General features: G+C 67.8%; 17 protein-coding genes. 10 read left to right on the top strand and 7 right to left on the bottom strand.

Features of this window, described 5'->3' with window-relative positions:
* Positions 1–570 precede the first annotated feature (570 nt).
* A complete protein-coding gene (locus tag RWO33_RS08620; protein WP_314104279.1) occupies positions 571–3,390 on the top strand; it encodes a glycoside hydrolase family 3 C-terminal domain-containing protein in 2,820 nt (939 codons plus the stop codon).
* Positions 3,391–3,881: 491 nt separating this feature from the next.
* Positions 3,882–5,777 carry a CocE/NonD family hydrolase gene (locus RWO33_RS08615; RefSeq protein WP_314104277.1) on the top strand — a complete coding sequence of 632 codons (1,896 nt, stop codon included), beginning with the start codon at positions 3,882–3,884 and terminating at the stop codon, positions 5,775–5,777.
* Positions 5,778–5,820: 43 nt separating this feature from the next.
* Here RWO33_RS08615 and RWO33_RS08610 read toward each other — a convergent pair whose 3' ends face one another.
* Positions 5,821–6,915 carry an alkene reductase gene (locus RWO33_RS08610; protein ID WP_314104275.1) on the bottom strand — a complete coding sequence of 365 codons (1,095 nt, stop codon included), beginning with the start codon at positions 6,913–6,915 and terminating at the stop codon, positions 5,821–5,823.
* A 162-nt stretch (positions 6,916–7,077) separates the two neighbouring features.
* On the opposite strand from RWO33_RS08610, the gene RWO33_RS08605 reads away from it, so the two are divergent.
* From RWO33_RS08605 to lldD, 4 genes are all read left to right on the top strand, one after another.
* Entirely contained in the window at positions 7,078–7,836 is a 759-nt protein-coding gene (locus tag RWO33_RS08605) for an SDR family NAD(P)-dependent oxidoreductase (protein ID WP_314104273.1), read from the top strand.
* 85 nt (positions 7,837–7,921) lie between these two features.
* Positions 7,922–8,380, top strand: a complete 459-nt coding sequence (locus RWO33_RS08600) for an MgtC/SapB family protein (RefSeq protein ID WP_145477435.1) — start codon at positions 7,922–7,924, stop codon at positions 8,378–8,380.
* The gene (locus RWO33_RS08595; RefSeq protein WP_145477436.1) at positions 8,377–8,811 is read left to right on the top strand and encodes a VOC family protein; all 435 of its coding nucleotides are present in this window, start codon (positions 8,377–8,379) and stop codon (positions 8,809–8,811) included. Before RWO33_RS08600 ends, RWO33_RS08595 begins: the two co-directional genes overlap by 4 nt.
* A 61-nt stretch (positions 8,812–8,872) precedes the next feature.
* Positions 8,873–10,006 carry an FMN-dependent L-lactate dehydrogenase LldD gene (lldD, locus tag RWO33_RS08590; protein ID WP_314104271.1) on the top strand — a complete coding sequence of 378 codons (1,134 nt, stop codon included), beginning with the start codon at positions 8,873–8,875 and terminating at the stop codon, positions 10,004–10,006.
* A gap of 27 nt (positions 10,007–10,033) precedes the next feature.
* On the opposite strand, the gene RWO33_RS08585 is transcribed toward lldD, so the two are convergent.
* Both RWO33_RS08585 and RWO33_RS08580 read right to left on the bottom strand, forming a co-directional pair.
* Positions 10,034–10,336, bottom strand: coding sequence for a hypothetical protein (locus tag RWO33_RS08585; protein ID WP_314104268.1), 303 nt, complete (start codon positions 10,334–10,336; stop codon positions 10,034–10,036).
* 53 nt (positions 10,337–10,389) lie between these two features.
* Positions 10,390–11,097, bottom strand: coding sequence for a hypothetical protein (locus tag RWO33_RS08580; RefSeq protein WP_314104266.1), 708 nt, complete (start codon positions 11,095–11,097; stop codon positions 10,390–10,392).
* Between the two features lie 173 nt (positions 11,098–11,270).
* Here RWO33_RS08580 and RWO33_RS08575 point away from each other — a divergent pair, with 173 nt between their 5' ends.
* Positions 11,271–12,038: a SapC family protein gene (locus RWO33_RS08575; RefSeq protein ID WP_314104264.1), complete on the top strand. Its 768-nt coding sequence runs from the start codon at positions 11,271–11,273 to the stop codon at positions 12,036–12,038.
* Positions 12,039–12,092: 54 nt separating this feature from the next.
* Here the strand turns inward: RWO33_RS08575 and RWO33_RS08570 are convergent, their stop codons facing one another.
* Entirely contained in the window at positions 12,093–13,439 is a 1,347-nt protein-coding gene (locus tag RWO33_RS08570) for a CpaF family protein (RefSeq protein ID WP_314104281.1), read from the bottom strand.
* Positions 13,440–13,892: 453 nt separating this feature from the next.
* On the bottom strand, positions 13,893–14,489 hold the full coding sequence (locus RWO33_RS08565; protein WP_314104262.1) for a hypothetical protein: 597 nt from the start codon (positions 14,487–14,489) through the stop codon (positions 13,893–13,895).
* Between RWO33_RS08565 and RWO33_RS08560 the strand changes: the two genes are divergently transcribed.
* Positions 14,488–14,901 carry a helix-turn-helix domain-containing protein gene (locus RWO33_RS08560; protein WP_314104259.1) on the top strand — a complete coding sequence of 138 codons (414 nt, stop codon included), beginning with the start codon at positions 14,488–14,490 and terminating at the stop codon, positions 14,899–14,901. The genes RWO33_RS08565 and RWO33_RS08560 overlap by 2 nt on opposite strands.
* A 641-nt stretch (positions 14,902–15,542) precedes the next feature.
* Here RWO33_RS08560 and RWO33_RS08555 read toward each other — a convergent pair.
* Positions 15,543–16,406: a phosphatase PAP2 family protein gene (locus tag RWO33_RS08555; RefSeq protein WP_314104257.1), complete on the bottom strand. Its 864-nt coding sequence runs from the start codon at positions 16,404–16,406 to the stop codon at positions 15,543–15,545.
* A gap of 38 nt (positions 16,407–16,444) precedes the next feature.
* The gene (locus RWO33_RS08550; RefSeq protein WP_314104254.1) at positions 16,445–18,040 is read right to left on the bottom strand and encodes a sensor histidine kinase; all 1,596 of its coding nucleotides are present in this window, start codon (positions 18,038–18,040) and stop codon (positions 16,445–16,447) included.
* A 251-nt stretch (positions 18,041–18,291) separates the two neighbouring features.
* Between RWO33_RS08550 and RWO33_RS08545 the strand changes: the two genes are divergently transcribed.
* Positions 18,292–19,251, top strand: coding sequence for an AraC family transcriptional regulator (locus RWO33_RS08545; RefSeq protein ID WP_314104251.1), 960 nt, complete (start codon positions 18,292–18,294; stop codon positions 19,249–19,251).
* Between the two features lie 151 nt (positions 19,252–19,402).
* Positions 19,403–20,050 carry a response regulator transcription factor gene (locus RWO33_RS08540; protein WP_145477445.1) on the top strand — a complete coding sequence of 216 codons (648 nt, stop codon included), beginning with the start codon at positions 19,403–19,405 and terminating at the stop codon, positions 20,048–20,050.
* Positions 20,051–20,136: the final 86 nt, after the last annotated feature.

Genomic DNA, 20,136 nt, shown 5'->3' with positions numbered 1-20,136 from the left:
GCCCGGTGGGGTGGGCCGGGGTCTCTGCAACCGCACCGCGCGGCTGCCCGCGCCAGACCTGGCGGCTTTCCAGCAGCTGTTCCAGTGCCCGCACCGCGCCCATCAGGGCACCTCCCGGGAGGGCGGAAGCAGGCAGGGATGGGCGATGAACCTGAACATGAAGGCGAGGATGGGCGGAGAGCGTGTCAAGGGGGGAGACCGACATGCTAGCGCCAATTAGCAAAATTGCTAATGAATTTTCCGCGGGGGGTAGAGCCGTCTGTTAGACGGCTCCTTGGAGAGCAGCCGGGCAGAGCCCGGCTCTACGCTTGGCCCCGGTCACCTTGAAATGAACCGGTTGTTGACACGGATGAACGCGGTGGACGACCCTTGACCGGATGGGTGCCGGAGACGGCATCCAGCGGATGCGGTGGCTGTAGCGACAGGCGGAGGGGTCTGATCGTGGCCGGCGTACCCGTGTAGTTCCCGAGACCGGGCCGGTGGGCCTGGTGTCTGCCACTACGGCGCTGCACCCTTCTGCGGCAAGACTCCCTGGATTTTCTGCGTCAGCAAAAGGTGTTTCGCCCGCTTATGAAAACGATTACAAAGCCGCTGGCCCTGACGGCCGCCATTGCCGTGTCGCTTGTCGCCGTTGCTTCGGCGGCGCCGGCCGTCGCTGCCGAGGCCTTCACCGTGCTGCGCCTGGAACAGGCGCCTGCGCACCTGGATGCCTCTGCGGTGGCCGCGCAGCTGCAGGCGCTGGACGTGGACGTGCTGACCATCGACAACGTGGTCCGTGCGGCCGACACGATGGACACCGCGTTGGCGCCGGATCCGCTGGCGGCGTTGGCCGACCAGCTGGGCTACACCTACCGTTTCGTCAGCGCCGATCCGGCTGCTTCGGAACAGCGCGGCAGCGTGGTGTTGTCGCGGCTGCCGGTGGAAGCCGAATCGGGCGTGGAAGCGCCGGGCCTGAACTACCTGCGGCTCAACGATGGCCGCCACGTGGTGGCGCTGTATACCCGTGCCGGTGGCGCGGCCGATGCAGCGCCGGTCAAGGCGCTGGTGGACGGCTCGCGCCTGGGCGCGCCGGCGGTGCTGCTGGGCAGCGATGCACAGACGGCGACCGGCGCCGGTTTCGCTGCAATCGGCAAGAGCGATGGCTACAGCGTTGGCTTCGAGGCGGCGGCGTCGACCCCGGTCAAGCTGCGCCTGGATGACACGCTGAGCATTGCCGGCCAGCGGGTGACGCTGGGGTACACCGCACCGGTCGGCGGCGATACGCCGTGGATGGACACCGGGCTGGGCGCCGATGCCCGCGCGAAGCTGCTGGTGGCGCGCATGACGGTGGATGAGAAATTCCAGATGCTGCACAGCTATTTCGGGCTGGGCAAGGACGGCGGGCCGTTGCCGGAAGGCGCGGTGGGCTCGGCCGGTTTCGTGCCGGGCGTGCCGCGGCTGGGCATTCCGGCGCAGCAGTCGGCCGACGCCGGCGTGGGCGTGACCAACCCGGGCGGGATCCGCAAGGGCGATATCGCCACGGCGATGCCGTCGGGGCCGTCCACGGCGTCGACCTGGAACCCGCAGATCGCGTTCACCGGGGGCGCCACGATGGGCCGCGAGGCGTGGCAGCAGCGCTTCAACATCCTGCTGGCGGGCAGCGTCAACCTGCAGCGCGATCCACGCAACGGCCGCAATTTCGAGTATGCCGGTGAAGACCCGCTGCTGGCCGGGCGGCTGGTCGGTGAGTCGATCCGGGGCGTGCAGAGCCAGCACGTGATTTCGACGATGAAGCATTTCGCGCTCAACGACATGGAAACCTCGCGCAACTTCCACAGCGCCGAGATCGGCGAGCAGGCGATGCGCGAGTCGGACCTGCTGGCGTTCGAGATTGCGCTGGACGAAGGCAAGCCGGGGTCGGTGATGTGTTCGTACAACAGGATCAACGGCACCTACGGCTGCGAGCACGATTACCTGATGAACCAGGTGCTCAAGCAGGAATGGAAGTTCCCCGGTTTCGTGATGTCGGACTGGGGCGGCGTGCACAGCGGTTCGAAGGCGGCGCTGGCGGGCCTGGACCAGCAGTCGGCCGGTGAGGTGTTCGACAAGGCGGTGTACTTCGACCAGCCGCTGCGCCTGGCGGTGGCCGGCGGGGTGGTGCCGCAGGCGCGCCTGGACGACATGGTGGCGCGGATCCTGCGCACGATGTTCGCGCATGGCAACTTCGACCTGCCGCCCCAGCACGTGCCGATCGACGTCGCGGCCGGTTTCGACGCGGCGCAGCGCACGGTGGAAGAGGGCAGCGTGCTGCTGCGCAATGAAAGCGCTCTGCTGCCGCTGGGCAATGACGTGCAGCGCATCGTGATCATCGGCGGGCACGCGGACAAGGGGGTGATCGGTGGCGGTGGTTCGTCGCACGTTGGGTTCACTGCGCGGGGCACCAATGCGGTGCCGGGCGTGCTGCCGACGACGTGGCCGGGCCCGGTGATCTTCCATCCGTCGTCACCGTTGCAGGCGCTGCGTGCGGAGCGCCCGGATGCGAACATCGAGTACGTGGACGGGCGCGACGTGGCGGCGGCGGCGCGCGCTGCGGCGGTGGCGGACGTGGCGATCGTGTTCGCAACGCAGTGGTCGGCGGAGTCGGTCGATCTGCCGCACATGCAGCTGCCTGACAACCAGGATGCGTTGATCGCGGGGGTGGCCAAGGCCAATCCGAAGACGGTGGTGGTGCTGGAAACCAACGGGCCGGTGGAGCTGCCGTGGCTGCAGCAGGTGCCGGCGATCCTGCAGGCGTGGTACCCGGGCATCCGCGGCGGTGAGGCGATCGCGGCGCTGCTGACCGGCAAGGTCAATCCGTCCGGTCGCCTGCCGGTGACCTGGCCGGTGGACGTGTCGCAGTTGCCGCGCCCGCATGTGAACGGGCTGGGCTTCAATCCGAAGCAGAAGCCGGATGACACCATCGATTACAACATCGAAGGCGCGAACGTAGGCTACAAGTGGTTCGCGGCCAAGGGGCTGACCCCGCAGTTCGCGTTCGGCCACGGTCTGTCGTACACCAGCTTCCAGTACGACAACCTGGCCTACACGGCGATGGGCCAGCGCCTGGTGGCGACGGTGGACGTGCGCAACACGGGCAAGGTGGCCGGCGCGGACGTGGCGCAGCTGTACCTCAAGCTGCCGGAAGGCAGCGCCACGCCGATCCGCCTGATCGGGTTCCAGAAAGTGATGCTGCAGCCGGGCGAATCGCGCCGGATCCGGATCGAGGCCGAACCGAAGGCGATGGCGAGTTTCGATACGGCCGACAAACAGTGGAAGATCGCCGAAGGTCGGTACGAACTGCAGCTTTCGCGTTCTGCCAATGAGCCGCTGCAGACCTCGCCGATGGTGTTGAGTGGTGGCGTGGTGAAGTGAGCTGCGGGTGGTGCCGCCAAGAGCAGCGTTTTGATTACCGCGCGCTGAGGCGGGCGGGCACCCCCATCCGGGACCCGCCGTGAACCCATCCATGGGGGCTTGTCAAAAACATCCATGTTTTAGACAGTCCCGGATGGGGGTACCCGCCCACCTCCAGACAGATTGCCGTGCGCGGTCGCAACAGCACAAGTCGGCAATGCGTTGCTTTTTGAGTGAATGACCGACCCACTATCGAAGGGCTGGTGGGGGTAGGTTTGCGGGGGTGTGAGCCGCATGGATGCGGCGACCAAGCCCCCATGGATGGGTTTACGGCGCCCCCCGCGAACCTGCCCCCACCAGCCCTCACCAGGCGGACTCGCAGACAAGATTGCTTTTGCCTCAAAGCCTTTGCTCCAGAAGGCCGTTGGTGGCCAACCAAAGGCACATATCGGGTGGCGGGAAACAGCGCTAGGCTGCGGGAGTTGCCTGCCATCACCTTCCCGGAGAGAGCCATGCGTGTTCGTGTCGTGCCTGTGCTGTTGCTGAGCCTGATGGTCGCTGCCAGCGTGTCGGCGCAGACCGCGCCGATGACGCCGGATATTCCGGCCAAGGGCTTCGTCACCCCTACTGCGGGGTATGACTACGACAAGCGCGAAGTGATGGTTCCCATGCGCGACGGGACGAAGCTGTATACGGTGATCGTGGTGCCCAAGGGCGCACGCAACGCGCCCATGCTGCTGACCCGTACGCCGTACGATGCCGCCAACCGTGCCAAGCGCATGGATTCGCCGCACATGCGCGACATCCTTCCGCAGGGCGATGAAGTGTTCGTCGATGCCGGCTATATCCGCGTGTTCCAGGATATCCGCGGCAAGTACGGTTCCGAAGGCGATTACGTGATGACCCGGCCGCTGCGCGGCCCGCTCAACGCCACCAAGGTGGACCATGCCACCGATGCGTGGGACACCATCGACTGGCTGGTCAAGCATGTGCCCGAAAGCAACGGCAAAGTGGGCATGCTCGGCTCTTCGTACGAAGGCTTCACCGTGGTCATGGCGCTGACCAACCCGCATCCCGCACTCAAGGTGGCCGCCCCGCAGAGCCCGATGATCGATGGCTGGATGGGCGATGACTGGCTCAACTACGGCGCCTTCCGCCAGGTCAACTTCGGCTACTTCACCGGCCAGTTGGCCAAGCGCGGCAAGGGCCCGGCCATTCCCAGCCAGGGCTACGACGATTACACCACCTTCCTGCGCGCCGGTTCGGCCGGTGACTATGCCAAGGCCAATGGCCTCGAACAGCTGCCGTGGTGGCACAAGCTGGTCGAGCACCCGGCTTACGACGCCTTCTGGCAGGAACAGGCGCTGGACAAGCGCATGGCCAGCACCCCGCTCAAGGTGCCCACCATGTGGCTGCAGGGCCTGTGGGACCAGGAGGACATGTGGGGCGCGGTGCACAGCTACGCCGCGATGGAGCCGCGTGACACCGGCAATACGCTCAACTATCTGGTCATGGGCCCGTGGCGGCACAGCCAGGTCAACTACGACGGCAGCAGCCTGGGCGCCCTGAAGTTCGATGGCGATACCGCACTGCAGTTCCGTCGTGACGTGCTCAAGCCGTTCTTCGACCAGTACCTTGTCGATGGCGCGGCCAAGGCCGATACCCCGCCGGTCCTGATCTACAACACCGGCGAAAACCACTGGGACAAGCTGCAGCAGTGGCCGCGAACCGCTGCCCAGACCCGGCCGCTGTACTTGCGTGCCGGCGGCAAGCTCTCGTTCGAGGCGCCGCAGGCGGGGGAGGCCACGTACGAAGCCTACGTATCCGACCCCGCCAAGCCGGTCCCGTTCGCGCCGCGTCCGGTGCGCTTCGCCGACCGCGACATGTGGACCAGCTGGCTGGTCAAGGACCAGCGCTTCGTCGATGGCCGCCCCGACGTGCTCACCTTCATCAGCGAGCCGCTCACCGCGCCGCTGCGGATCGGTGGCGCGCCGCAGGTCAACCTGCAGGCGGCCACCAGCGGCAGCGACAGCGACTGGGTGGTGAAGCTGATCGACGTGTACCCGGACCAGGTGCCGTCGACGCCGGAGATGGGCGGCTATGAGCTTGGCGTTTCGATGGCGATCTTCCGGGGCCGCTACCGCGAAAGCTTCAGCGAACCGAAGGCGATCACCGCCAACCAGGTGCTCGACTACAGATTCGGCCTGCCCACCGCCAACCACGTCTTCCAGCCGGGCCACCGGGTGATGGTGCAGGTCCAGTCCAGCCTGTTCCCGCTGTACGACCGCAACCCGCAGACCTTCGTGCCGAACATCTACCTGGCCAAGCCGGGTGATTACCAGAAGGCGACCCAGCAGGTGTGGCATGCGCCGGGGCGGGCCAGTTTCATTTCGCTGCCGGTGTATTGATGGGCGGAGCCGGGCAGAGCCCGGCTCTACGGCGTGTCAGGGCTCAGCCCGACACGCTGGGGTAGTCGATGTAGCCCTTGGCGCCGCCGCCGTACAGGGTGTCCGGGTCCAGCTCGGACAATTCCACGCCCAGGCGCAGGCGTTCGACCAGGTCCGGGTTGGCGATGAAGGCGCGGCCGAACGCGATCATGTCGGCATAGCCCGACGCCACCGCCTGCTCGGCGCTGTCCTTGTCGTAGCCGTTGTTGGCGATCCACGGACCGTTGAACTTCGCCCGCAGCGCCGCATAGTCGAACGGAATGTTGTCGCGCGGCCCGCCGGTGGCGCCTTCGATCACGTGCACGAAGGCCAGCCCACCGATCGCATCGAGGCGCTCGACCGCGCGTTCGAACAGCGGCTGCGGGTTGGAGTCGTGCGCATCGCCGGCCGGGGTTACCGGCGACAGGCGCACGCCGGTGCGATCGGCACCGATCTCCGCCGCAATCGCACGCACCACCTCGTCGAGCAGGCGGGTGCGGTTCTCGATGCTGCCACCATAGTTGTCGGTGCGCAGGTTGCTGCCATCGCGCAGGAACTGGTCAATCAGGTAGCCGTTGGCCGCATGCACTTCCACGCCATCGAAGCCGGCGGTGATCGCATTGCGTGCGGCCTGCCGGTAGTCCTGGACCAGCGCCGGGATCTCTTCCAGGCGCAGCGCCCGCGGCTCGGAAACGTCCTCGAAGCCCTTGGCGGTGAAGGTCTTGCTGTTGGCGCGCACCGCGCTGGGCGCTACCGGCACTTCACCCTCGGGCAGCAGGCTGGTGTGCGAGATGCGGCCCACGTGCCAGAGCTGCAGCACGATGCGGCCGCCGCGGGCGTGCACGGCGTCGGTGACCTTGCGCCAGGCATCGATCTGCTCCTGGCTGTAGATCCCGGGCGTATCCAGGTAACCCTGCCCGAGCGGGCTGATCTGGGTCGCTTCGGCGATGATCAGGCCGGCGCTTGCGCGCTGCTCGTAATACTGGACGGCGAGCGGATTGGGCACGCGTCCGTCGATGGCGCGGTTGCGGGTGAGCGGCGCCATCGCGATGCGGTTGCCGACATCGATGGCGCCGAGCCGGGTGGGAGTGAACAGCGTGCCGTCAGGAGACTGGGTCATGTGCGATGCCTTGGGGGAGGAAAGGTCGTGCAGGGGATACGACACCCAGCATAGGCCGGGGTGCGTTGCAGCGATGGGAAGGATTGTTGCGGGGTGCTGTGTGCACGTTGCGTAACGCAGACCAGGCGTAGCGTAGGTGCGAACCCAAGCAGAGGCAGTGCAATGATTGATTACCAACTCAAGCGCAAGGTCGCCATCGTCACCGGGGGCGTGTCGGGCATCGGCCTGGCCGTGGCCGAACTGCTGGCCGACTCGGGTGCGGCTGTGGCGGTCTGGGACCTCAAGGACGACGCGGTGCAGAAGACGGCCGAGGCGATCCGTGGCAAGGGCGTCAAGGCCGTCGGCATCGCGTTGGACGTAACCGATGAAGCGGCAGTGGAAGCCGCCGTGCAGCGCACCGTTGAGGAACTGGGTGGGCTGGATATCGCGGTCAACAACGCCGGCATCGGTGGCCCGTCGGCGAGCAGTGGAGACTACCCGGTCGATGGCTGGAAGCGCGTCATCGACGTCAACCTCAACAGCGTGTTCCTGTGCCAGCGGGCGCAGATCCAGGCGCTGCGCAAGGCCGGCAAGGGCGGCAGCATCATCAACATGGCCTCGATCCTGGGCCAGGTCGGTTTCCCCAATTCGGCCGCCTACGTGGCCGCCAAGCACGGCGTGGTCGGGCTCACCCAGACGGCTGCGTGGGAACATGCCGGCGACAACATCCGGGTGAATGCAGTCGGGCCGGGCTTCATCGCCACCCCGCTGCTGGACAAGATGGATCCGGCGGTGCGCAAGGCGCTGGAAGCCAAGCATGCGCTGAACCGACTGGGCAAGGCGGAGGAGGTCGCCGCGCTGGTGGCCTGGCTGGCCAGCAGCGATGCGTCGTTTGCCACCGGCACGTATTACGCCATCGACGGCGGCTACCTGGCCCAGTGATGGTGTGCACGCCGCGCTCACAAGCACTTTCACGGCGCTCCCACATCGCCCACGCAACGCTCTGTTCACCTTTGAGGAGTGCGTGATGGGACTGGAACAAGATCTGTCGATCCTGCTGCGCATCGCCGCCGCGATGCTGTTTGGCGGCGTGCTCGGCATCGAGCGCGAGTTGGGCAAGCATGCGGCCGGCCTGCGTACGCACATGCTGATCGCCGGTGCCGCGGCGTTGATCGTGGGCCTGGGCGACAGCATCGCCGAACACTTCCAGCAGGAACGCTACCGCGACCTGCTGCAGGTGGACCCGGTGCGTTTGATCGAGGCGGTGGTGGCGTGCGTGGGCTTCGTTGCCGCCGGTACCATCCTGCGCGGCAACCGCGACGACGAAGTCAGCGGACTGACCACCGCCAGTTCGTTGATCATGGCCGCAGCGATCGGCATCGCCGTGGGCATCGGGGAGTACGTGATCGCCATCGGGGTGAGCGTGCTGTGCGTGATCGTACTGACGGTGTTCCGTCGGCTGGCCAAGAAACTGGAGTCCACATGAGCAGCGAACGTCCCTTCGAGCTGCAGCGGATCGACCACCTGGTGCTGCGCGTGCAGGACCTGGAGCGGTCGGTCGCGTTTTACCGCGATGTCCTTGGCTGCAGCGTGGCCCGGGAACGCCCGTCGCTGGGCATGGTGCACCTGCATGCCGGTGCATCAATGATCGACCTGATCGCGGTGGACGGTTCGCTGGGCCGGCGCGGCGGCCCTGCCGCCGGCACGCAGGGCCGCAACCTGGAACACCTGTGCCTGCGCATCGAGCCGTTCGACGAGTCCCACCTGCGCGAACACCTGCAGATGCATGGCGTTGCCGTGGACGGTGAGGTGTCCAGCAACCTGGGCGCGGAAGGCGACGGGCGATCGCTGTACCTGCGCGACCCGGACGGCAACGGGGTCGAACTGAAGGGCCCCTCCACGCCCTGCGGCTGCTAGGGGCACCGTTCAATCTTTGGTCTAATGGGCGGACGGCGCATGTCTCCGCCATGGTTGGACCATGATCATTTCCGCTTCCACCGACTATCGCGCGGCCGCGCAACGCCGGCTGCCACCTTTCCTGTTCCACTACATCGACGGCGGCGCCTACGCCGAACACACGCTTCGGCGCAACGTCGCCGATCTGGCTGACATCGCGCTGCGCCAGCGCGTGCTGCGCGACATGTCCGACCTGAGCCTGGAGGCCGAGCTGCTCGGCGAGCGCATGGCGATGCCGGTGGCGCTGGGCCCGGTCGGCCTGACCGGCATGTACGCGCGGCGCGGTGAAGTGCAGGCGGCGCGGGCGGCGGCCAGTCGCGGCATTCCCTTCACCCTGTCGACGGTGTCGGTGTGCCCGATCGAAGAGGTGGCACCGGCCGTCGACCGCCCGATGTGGTTCCAGCTGTACGTGCTCAGGGATCGCGGCTTCATGCGCCATGCACTGGAGCGGGCAAAGGCCGCCGGGGTGACCACGCTGGTGTTCACGGTGGACATGCCGGTGCCGGGGGCGCGCTACCGCGATGCGCATTCGGGCATGAGCGGCCCCCACGCCGGGCTGCGGCGCCTGCTGCAGGCGGCCACCCATCCGCGCTGGACGTGGGACGTGGGCCTGCGCGGGCGCCCGCATGACCTGGGCAACATCTCCACCTATCGTGGCAGCCCCACCGGCCTGGCCGACTACATCGGCTGGCTGGGCAGCAATTTCGATCCATCGATCTCGTGGAAGGACCTGGAGTGGATCCGCGAGTTCTGGAGCGGGCCGATGGTGATCAAGGGCATCCTTGACGCGGCGGACGCGCGCGATGCGGTGCGCTTCGGTGCCGACGGCATCGTGGTGTCCAACCACGGAGGTCGCCAGCTGGACGGGGTGCTGTCCACCGCACGGGCGCTGCCGGCGATTGCCGACGCGGTCAAGGGCGAGGTGGAGATCCTGGCCGACTCCGGCATCCGCAACGGGCTGGACGTGGTGCGGATGCTGGCGCTGGGTGCCGACGGCGTGCTGCTGGGGCGCGCGTTCGTCTACGCGCTGGCCGCCCAGGGCGGCGCCGGGGTCGGCAACCTGCTGGACCTGATGGCGAAGGAAATGCGCGTAGCGATGACCCTGATCGGCGCCCGCAGGCTGGCCGACATCAACGCGGATGCACTGGCGCTGTGATGCGGTGGCGCCGGGCCGGGCCCGGCATTACCCGCATTGGACCGACGTGATGATGTTGTCCTTGTCGATGTACACGCGCAGGCGGTCCGGGCGATGGTCGCGGCTGGTGATCGTTTCCGGGCCGATAGGGTTGATCAGTCCGGCGCCGCTCTGCTTGAGCAGGGCGCGCATGGTGGCTTCGTCGGCAGGCTTGCCGACGGCCCAGGCCAGCGGTGCGGCCGTGCACTGGCCGCTGCCGGTGATCTCCGGGCCCGACGAGGCGGCGCAAGCGGACAGGGCCAGGGTGGCAAGCGCCACCAGCGGAACCAGGATGCGCGAACGGAAGGTCATGGGTCGCTCCAGCGGGGCCAGCCCTGACCATACCACCCCGGCATGGCGTGCGCTCAGTGCGCCTCGCGGGCGTGCAGGGCGGCGCTGTCGAGCAACGTGGTCCATACGGTGTCCAGGTAGTCCACGAACACCGGCGGTGCCGTGGACAGCGACGGGCTCGGGTGCCGCTGCCCGGCAGCATGGACCTCGCCGGAGGCGTCGACCCGGGTTTCGCCGGCGATGCCGTAGCGGGTGGTGCCATCGATCAGGCTGACATGCAGCTGGTGGGGATCGTTCTCGCCGCCGCAGAAGGTCCGGCTGGCCAGGGTGATCTCGGCCTGGCCGTCCCCATCCAGGTCGGTGGCGCTGACGTGCTGCAGCAGCCAGCGGGCTTCCAGCACCGGCCCCGCACAGGGCTGCCGGATCTGGCGCTGCCACTGCTTCGTCCACGCTGTCCGGGGGCCAGGGCGGATGTACAGCCGGGCGGTCAGGATCGCGGTGTCCAGCGTCCCGCCGCGGCCGGGGTCGTCGGCCAGGCTGTCGCTGCGCTCCAGCACCAGCACCCCTTCGCCGTGGCGGTCGCGGTAGTGCACCCGCCGCAGCGCGTCTTCGCCGCCGGGCATCGAGGCCGGGTCGACGTCCTGGGCGGACATCAGGGTCAGGCCGGGCAGCTGCGCGACCGGCGCGGCGTTGTCACAGGCGGCCAGCGCGGCGCAGGCGGTGCCCAGCAGGGCGGGGCGGAGCAGGCCGATCAGGCCGTGGGCAGGGAAACAGGTCGGCATGGGGGAAGATCTACTGCAAAGCGCGATCATCCCCGGTCGTTCCCGGATTGGCCATGCGGGTCGTCGCTTTCGGCATGGCAGGCAATCGTCAAACAGCCACGCTATAGTGACCGATCAATGCGGTGCCCGCTTTCGCGCCCGGGCTGTCTGGCGCGTCGTACCTGATCAAATCCATGACTGCTGAAACGACTACTCCGCCGGACGCCCCGGCCCAGGCTTCCGGTCCGCTGTTCTACCGCCAGCCGCTGCCGCTGCAATCGGACAAGCACGCCAACTGGCGCCTGCGCCCGGGTTCGCTGGCGTTCGCCGCCGAAACCAATGCCATCCCGGCGGTGATCGGGGAATTCGGCATGGCCGCGCAGCATTTCCCGATCCTGTTCACCGGCAACGATGCGACCCCGATCGTGGCCGTGGGCCTGGCCCGCAACAACCTGTTCGTGACCGACGGCAAGTGGGCCGACAACACCTACGCGCCGGCCTACCTGCGTCGCTACCCGTTCGTGTTCATGCAGTCCGAGGAAGACGGCAACTTCCTGCTGGCGCTGGACGCTGATTCCGAACAGGTCAACCAGGGCGTGAGCGACGAAGGCGAGCCGCTGTTCGTCGACGGCAAGGCCACCGAACTGGTCGACAATGCGATGAAGTTCTGCGCCGATTTCACCCGCGAACACGAGCAGACCCGCCAGTTCAGCGCCGCGCTGAAGGCACAGGACCTGCTGGTCGAGCGCAGCATCGACGTCACCCTGAACAGTGGCGAGAAGATGTCGGTCAACGGTTTCCAGGTGGTCGACGTGGAGAAGTTCGAAAAGCTTCCCGACGAGATCATCGTCGCCTGGCACCGCAATGGCTGGCTGGCTTCGATCCACCACCACCTGAGCTCGCTGGCGCGCTTCAACGCGCTGGTGCAGCGCCAGAGCGAGCAGGTTGCCGCAGCCGCCTGATCCGGGTGGCGTGCGTGGGGTAGACCCCTGGCGCCGGGCCTTGCCCGGCGCTTTTCATTTGTCCGGCGCCGGCTGCGGATGCCGCTCGAACCCCACCAGCTTGCCGGACTGCGGTGCGGCGTCGAGGCCGACCCAGCCGTCGCATGTGTTGCCATCGCCGTCGAGCCGCCGCTGGTGGCCGAACAGTTCCTGCGTGCAGATCGCGCCGTCGCCGACTCCGGTGATTTCGGTGATCGAGGCCAGTACCCGGCGGCCATCGTCCAGCCGCACCACGTGCACGATGAAATCGATGGCGCTGGCGACCTGACGGCGCAGGCTGTCCTCGCTGCCGGTGACGCCCGCCAGCACCGCCAGCCGGGCGATGCGGTACAGCGCGTCGCGCGGGGAGCTGGCCTGCAGGGTGGCCATCGAACCGTCCTGGCCGCGGTTGATCGCCTGCAGCAGGTCCCATGTCTCGGCGCCGCAGAGCTCGCCGACCACCACCCGGTCCGGGCGCATGCGCAGGCAGTTGCGCAGCAGCTCGGGGATGCCTACCGCATTTTCGCCGTCGGGACCGCCACTGCGGGTGGCCAGGCGCACCACGCATGGGTGATCGAGCGAGAGTTCGACGCTGTCTTCCAGGGTCACCACGCGCTCGCCGGGCGGCACGCAGCCCACCAGCGCGTTGAGCAGCGAGGTGCGGCCCGAGCCGACGCTGCCGGTCACCAGGATGTTGCAGCGTGCGGCGACCATCGCCTGCAGCAATCCCTGCATGGCGCCATCCAGGCTGCCCCTGCGGTGAAGATCGCCGAGGGTGAATGGATGCCGGCGGAAGCGGCGGATCGACACCACCGGTCCGTCCACCGCCAGTGGCGGAATGATCGCGTTGAGGCGGCCGCCGTTGGGCAGGCGGATGTCCACCATCGGATGGGTCTCGTCGAGGCGATGGCCGAGCGGGGCCAGCATGCGCCGAAGGATGCGCAGCAGGTGCGACTCGTCGCTGAAACGCTCGCGCAGCTGTACCCGCCGGCCGCCCTGGGACACCTGGATGTCGTTGCAGCCATTGACCAGGATGTCGTCGATGCCCGGGTCATGAAGCAGGTCGTCAAGCGGGCCGAAGCCGATCAGCTCCTTCACCAGGGCGTCGGCCAGGATCTGCAGCTGGGCCTCGTCCAGCGCTATCGCCCAGGCCTGCAGGAACTGCCCGGTCTGCGCGCGCACGTAACGCGCCACCGTGTCCGGCGCCCACGCCTCGATGTCGATGCGTTGGTCTTCGATGGCCAGCAGCAGGTGCTCGAGCGCGGCGACCAGCACGTTCTGGTACGCGTCGCTGTGCGCGAACGGAAGTTGCGGGTCGGCAGGCACGACCGCGTCCACCTCGCGCGGGGCATGAGGGGCGAGCGGTCTCATGGTGCCGTCCATCGTCGCAAACAGCCACGCACGGCCGTGCGGGCGGTGCGGCACCGTTTCGGTTGCAGCACGTCCATCACCTTGCCCCCTGTTGTGCAGTCCGGCGCCCACCACGTTCCGGCGTCGCCGCTGCGGATTATCTTCAGGTCGTCCTGGCAGTCTCGATGCACAAAATCGGCAAACCCGCCCGCGTTATCGACCTGCGTATTTTTTGCCAAAAACCGGGACGTGCCGGAAGCTGTAAAACAAGCTGTTTTCGCCCTGGTTTACAGCCCGAGAGGATTATCCTCGGACACGCGGAATTGACGCGGCGTACACATGGTCGTGACGAAACTTGGATAATGCGCCGCGGGATGGAACGGGCAATCCGCAGCGCGACACCGGGCGGCACCACGTCATCGAGGCATCGCTCGATCTGGAAGGAACGTGTTCCCGCGGCAACTGCGGTGCGCCAGCGGGTACGATTCACAACGGGGATCCACTGTCATGGCCGATGGTGTGGTGGACGAAGCAGGAGCAGCTGCGCTGCGGCCATTCGATCTGGCAACGCTGGGTGGAATGTTGCGTGTGTGCGAGCTGGAGGTGGTGCTGCTGGACGGCAATGGGCCGCACGCATCGATCCAGTCGCAGGTGCATGACGAGTCCCTGTTCTGCAGCGCGACGTGCGGGTTCCGGTTCCGCGGGCGCTTCATGCTGCCGCAGGACTGGTGCCTGCTTGGCTACATCCACGAGACCGATCCCGCGCAGAGCTGGTGCCACGGCGTGCCGCTGGTCGCTGGCACGGTACTGACCGTGTTGCCCGAGGGCGTCAGCGAATTCGCGTTGAGCGCCGGCACGCGGCTGAGCCTGCTGCTCACGCCGTTGCGCCGGCTGGAGCGCAAGCTTGCCGAGCTCACCCTGCGCAACAGCCTGCCGTCCGGCCAGGCCTTGTCGCTGTTCCGTGCCGACCCCGGCGATGGGGCGTCGGCGGTGGCGCAGCGGCATGCACAGTGGCCCGGGTGGCTCGGTAAGCACGTCGGCGGCTTTCCCGCCGACGCAGTCGAATCGGTCCTGCACGCGCATGTCCAGGCCATGCTGGGCGTGGGCGGTGCAGAGCGGGTGGCCAGTTCGCGCGCGCCGCGCGCACTACCTGATCGTCCAGCGTGCCGAGCAGTTCATGCGCCAGAACCTGCGCCGCTACATCTACATGCAGGAGATCTGCGATGCGGCCGGGGTCAGCGAGCGTGCGTTGCGCTACGCCTTCGAAGACCTGTTCGGCACCTCACCCAACCGCTACCTGTCGATGCTGCGCCTGTGCGCGGCCTGCCGCGGGCTCTCCGTGGCCGACGCCACCCGCAAGTCGGTCAAGGCGGTCGCGTTGAGCTGCGGCCTGTGGGACCTGTCGCGGTTTGCGGACAGCTATCGTCGCGTGTTCGGCGAGCTGCCGCGCGACACCTTGATGCGCGCGCCGACCTCGATCAGCGGTTCCTCCTGACGGCACCATCCCGGCAATTGCCGGAATCGTGCATGGCGCTGCCGGTTTCCGGCCCTTTCTTGCCGTAATGCGCGAACGCCCTGCCGGAATGCGGCGTGCGCGCGCGCTGCGCCGCGGTGTAATGAACCCACTGGCCGATCGACCTGGATTCAACATCCGCGTCGCCGGCACCACGGGGGCATGCGCTGATGGACCGCATCACGGCACCAGAGCAGTTCGAAGACAAGGGGACGCGGACCCCTGCCGCAGCGCCGGCGGTCCGCGCCGATGCCGATGTCGCCGGTGCAGCGACCGCGGCGCAGCAGGCGCTGTCGTCGGGCCCGACCGGTGGGCTGGCCGGCCTCGGGCCCGACGTGGCCGCACGGGTCGCACCCCCGTCCAATCAACGATTCCGCCGCGCGATCGCGCGGAATCCCCACCGTTTGACCTGGCTCGCTGTCAACCGCGGGATGTCTCCCCCGTCATCGCTCAGGGGGCAGCGAGCCAGGCCATTCCCATTCGTCGCGGGGTGCCTGTGCGCACCACGCCGTCCCGGTCGGCCCGGGACCCCGGTTTGACCCGGCTCGTCGCCACGCGCGATGTCTCCCCCGTCATTGGGTATGACGACGAGTCGGGCCATCACTCCTTCCTGGTGCCGCGCTTCATTCCACGCCGGGAATCCTGACCGCCAGTGCGGTGGCTTCGGCCGCGCAGTCCTGCGCTTCCACGCCGTTGCCACGCAGGGCGTCGATCTCGGCGCGCGCGGCCGCCATGTCGGCACTGAACTGCGGGTTGGCATGCAGTACCGCCACGGCGCCGGCTGCCACCGCGCGGCCCTGCAGCACGTCGCTCTGCCAGTGCGCGTTGCAGATCAGCCGGTTCTCGCCGAACGCGCGGCCGCGGGCCAGCACGGCGTCGGCCCGGGCCGGACTGAGTTCGCTCAGCAGCAGCGCCCACGCCCAGCCGATGGCGGTGTGCCCGGACGGGTAGGAACCGTCCGTGCGCAGCGCCGCCTCGTCTGGCGGGAAGCAGGTTTTTTCCTTGTAGAACACGAACGGACGCACGCGGTTGTAGTGGTCTTTCGCGGCGTAGGTGGCGAGGCCCGCATCGACCATGCTCCGCTGCAGCAGCAGGTACAGCCGCGGGCTGTCCTGCTGGCTGATCGGCACCCCGAGCGCGCAGGCGAAGGTGCTGGCGGCGTGCGGGAAGCGCAGGTCGGCATCGCGGCTGGCCAGCGCGTAACGCGGACCGGCCTTGAGCTTCTGCGAGGCGCGGCTGACCGCCTGGTCGCGGGCAAAGGCAGGCGTTCCCCTGGCAGGCGGCGCGGGCAGCAGGGCCAGGCTGTCGGGCAGGGCCTTGCCCAGGTAGCCGGCCGGCACGCCCGGCCGAAGTTCCGGTATCGGCGGCGCTGCCGCAGGCCTCGGGCTGGGCAGTACGGCGGGCGCAGGGCTGGTCAAGGGGCCACTGGCGCAGCCGGCGAACAGGGCGGCCAGGGCAACGGCGGGGAGGGTACGGCGTGCACGCATGCGATGCTCCTTGCAGTGGGGGCGCGTCGTCGCCGCGCTCAGCGTTCGCGCTGGGCGACCTCGCGCAGGGGGAAACGCACCTCGATCCGCGCGCCGCCCAACGGGCTGGTGTCTACATGCAGGGTGCCGCCCAGGAGCCGCGCGCGCTCCTCCATGCTGATCAGGCCCAAACCCGGCGAGCGCCGCTGGTGGCCTGGCGGCATGCCGATGCCATCGTCGTCCACGCGCAGCACCAGCTGCGCACCGCGCACGCAGACCAGCACGTCGGCGATACCGGCCCGCGCGTGCTTGTCGACGTTGTTGACCGCCTCCTGGACGATCCGGAACAGGCTCAGCTCCTGTTCGTCGTCCAGCCGCGGCGCGTCCTCGATGCTGCAGCGCAGGCGCAGACGGCCGCGCGCGTTGCGCTTGATGCAGAACGCGTCCAGCGCGCTGGCCAGGCCGGTGAAGCGCAGGATGCTGGGATGCAGTTCGTGCGAGATGGCGCGGATGTCGTTGGACACGGCCAGCAGCTGGTCCTGCAGTTCCACCACGCTGGAGCGCTCCTCGAGCGGAATATGGCTGCGCAGCGTGCTCAGCCGGATCGAGATCGCCGCCAGCGACTTGTTGACGTCGTCGTGCAGGTCGCGCGCGATGCGGGTGCGTTCTTCTTCCTGCACCACCAGCATGCGCCCGGTGACTTCGCCCAGGCGCGCATAGGCGCGTTGCAGTTTGATCCGGCTGGACAGTTTCTGTTCCGACAGTGCGCCCAGGAACAGCAGCGCGAAGCCGGTGCACAACGTCCAGGCCTGCCCGGTGAGCAGATTGCGTTCGGTCGACCAGAATCCGAACGGCCCCAGTCCTTCCACGCCCAGCTGCATGCCCAGTACCGCCACCGCCAGCATGGTCACCGAGGCGCCGGCGATACCGAACACGATCAGGGCCCAGACCAGCAGCGGGATCGGTGCCAGGGTGAGCAGCGGCGTGACCACGCCGTCCTGCCAGTCCACCGTCCACAGCACCACCAGGAGGCCGAACAGCATCAGCGCCAGTGCCACCGACTCCCAGCGCCAGCCATGGCGGCGTTCGGGCATGTCGATGATGCGGGCCACGTTGACCAGCGCCGGTACCAGCACCAGATAGCTCACCGCGCTGGTGAGCGCCAGCTCGCGCATCGCGGCAGCAGTGAGGATGCCGCCGCGCCCGCCCTGCGCGAGCGTGTACCACCATGCACTGCACAGCGGCAGCAGCACGCACGCCAGCAGCAGGAACAGGGTCAGGTCACGATAGTCCTCCAACGCTGCGCGATCGCCACGCCAGCGCAGCAGCAGCCATGCGACCCCGCCCACCATGGCGAATTCGGCCAGGCTGGCCAGCACGCGGGACAGTGAGGCCATCGGCACCAGCGGCAGTGACAGCACGGTGCCGATGCACGCGGCCAGCACGCAGGTACGCCATTGGTTGCGGGGGGTGACCAGCAGGAACCCGAGCAGCAACGGACCCGGAATCCAGATCACGTGCAGGTGCAGCTGGTCCGGCAGCAGCGTGGGCAGCCACTGGCCGAGCAGACAGCCGAGCAGGACGGGCAGGGCGAGTGTTAAAAGCGTGCGAGCGTCGAGTGCAGAATAAGTGAACCGCACCGGGCGCGGCGGCACGAACCTCCTGTTTTGCCGCTCCGGCGCCTCTACGGCGACCTGATCTGCTTGGCTGCTGGCCTGCACTCTGCACCTCGGGGAGATGGGCCGGACCGCAACGTCGATCCCTGCGCCATACGTGGTACGAACATCCAGTTTGAGGCTTGCCGCCGTGTCACTTCCGCCCCACAATCGGCCCGATCTAAACAGGTTGCCGCAACGCACGCTATCCACAATCCGACGCGACGGGGGAGCTGGCGATGGAAGAACCGATGTCACCCTACAGCCGATTCGTGGTCGACGGCTTCGATGCCGACGCACTGCTCGGGGTTGTACGTGATACCCGCTTTGAACAGCGGCTGTTGGCGTCCGGACATTTCCGCGCCTGTGTGCAGCGGCTGGTGTTTCCGGAGTTCAGCCTGGACAGCGGCGCCTACACGCTGCCGATCTTTGCCAGTGGCAGCTTCAGCCAGGGCATGGTCGCGCTGGCCCTCGCCGTGACCTGCGAGCAGCCGATGTGGGCGAACGGGCGCTGGATTGCCCAAGGCCAGGTGATGGTGTTCGCCGAGGACAGCGAGCTCAATGTCCGGCCCAGCCCCGGCGGTTGGCAGTGGGCGGTGATGCTGATTCCACGCGAGGTGCTGCAGCGCGAATCGGTGCGTCGGCTCGGCCGTGAGCTGCGCCTGCCGCGCACCGGCTGGCACAGCCGGGCGGCCGCGCCGCGCGATGCGCGCAACCTGCGCGAGGGCGTGTTCGCCGTGCTGCAGGAAGCTGCCGAGTCGCAGGGCGTGGTCCTTCCGGAACAGCTCAGGGACCAGGCCCAGACCCTGCTCGGGGTCTTCATCGACGCGGTCGGGGCGGCTGACGGTGGCCCGGAGCGGCGTGGCCTGGGAAGCGGTACCGAGCGCCGCCGCGACACGATCGTGCGCCAGGCCGAGGCCTACCTGAAGTCGCAGCTGGAGAGCCCGTATGACAGTCGCGCGCTGTCGCGTTTCCTGGGCGTGGGCGAGCGGCAGCTGGAGCGCCTGTTCCGCGATGCCTACGGCCATGGGCCCTGTCACTGGCATCAGCTGGCGCGGTTGAATCTGGCGCGGAGCGCTTTGCGTCATGCGAAGGGGCGGGGAGGGGTCACGGAAATTGCAACCCGCTACGGCTTCGCGCACCTGGGGCGGTTTTCCGTGATGTACCGCGATGTCTTTGGCGAAAGCCCGCGGGACACGCTGCGTACCTGAACATGTTTGCATGGACGTCACAGAATGGTTTGCCGTCACGATGTCGTCACGGTGCGGCTGTAAGTGTCGATGCGTTGCACGGAAGTGGCCGCAGAGCCGCCCCGGGCAACCTCAATCAGGGGACGATTGACAGCCAAAGGGAGACGAGCTCATGCAGGTTTCGTATTCAACGGCGGAGTGCCGATATCGCCGGGTGGTGCTGGCAGACGACCACCGCGTGGTCGCGCAGGGCATAGAACATCTCCTGGAAGACCGGTTCGATTCGATCGAGCTGGTGTCTTCCGGGGAGGAACTGGTGGAAGCGGTCCGCCGCGATCCGCCGGACGTGGTGGTAGCCGATATCAGCATGCCCGGCCTGACCGGCATCCAGGCACTGCGCCGGATGCGCGAGGAAGGCTACGAGATGCCGGTGGTGTTCCTCACCATGCACGATGAATCCAGCGTCGCCGCCGAAGCGATCCGGGCCGGCGCGCGTGGCTACGTGCTCAAGAGCGCCGCCGGCGAGGAACTGGTGCGGGCGCTGGCCGGCGTGATGGGCGGGCATACCTACGTGACCCCGACCCTGGCGATGGATGCCATCACCAGCGCCGGTCGCCAGCAGTACGTGCTGACCGACAAGCAGCTGCGCATCCTGGAATATGTTGCGAGGGGCCTGCGCTCCAAGCAGATCGCCTACGAACTGGGCGTGTCGGTCCGGACCATCGAATCGCACAAGTACGCGATCATGCAGGAGCTGGGCGTGCATGGCACCCTGGAACTTGTCCGCAAGGCCGAGCACGAGGGATTGATCCGCCACTGAGCCGGTCCCCGTCCACGCGCGCGGGCAAGTAGATTTACTTGCCCGCCGCCCGTTGTTTTTCCCTTGTTTCCGCCATGCCTGCGGCA

It is taken from the genome of uncultured Stenotrophomonas sp. (assembly GCF_963519925.1).
Classification (GTDB): Bacteria; Pseudomonadota; Gammaproteobacteria; order Xanthomonadales; family Xanthomonadaceae; genus Stenotrophomonas; species Stenotrophomonas maltophilia_AE.
The sequence above is the reverse complement of the archived record's forward strand: the minus strand, read 5'-3'. Positions and strand labels throughout refer to the sequence as shown.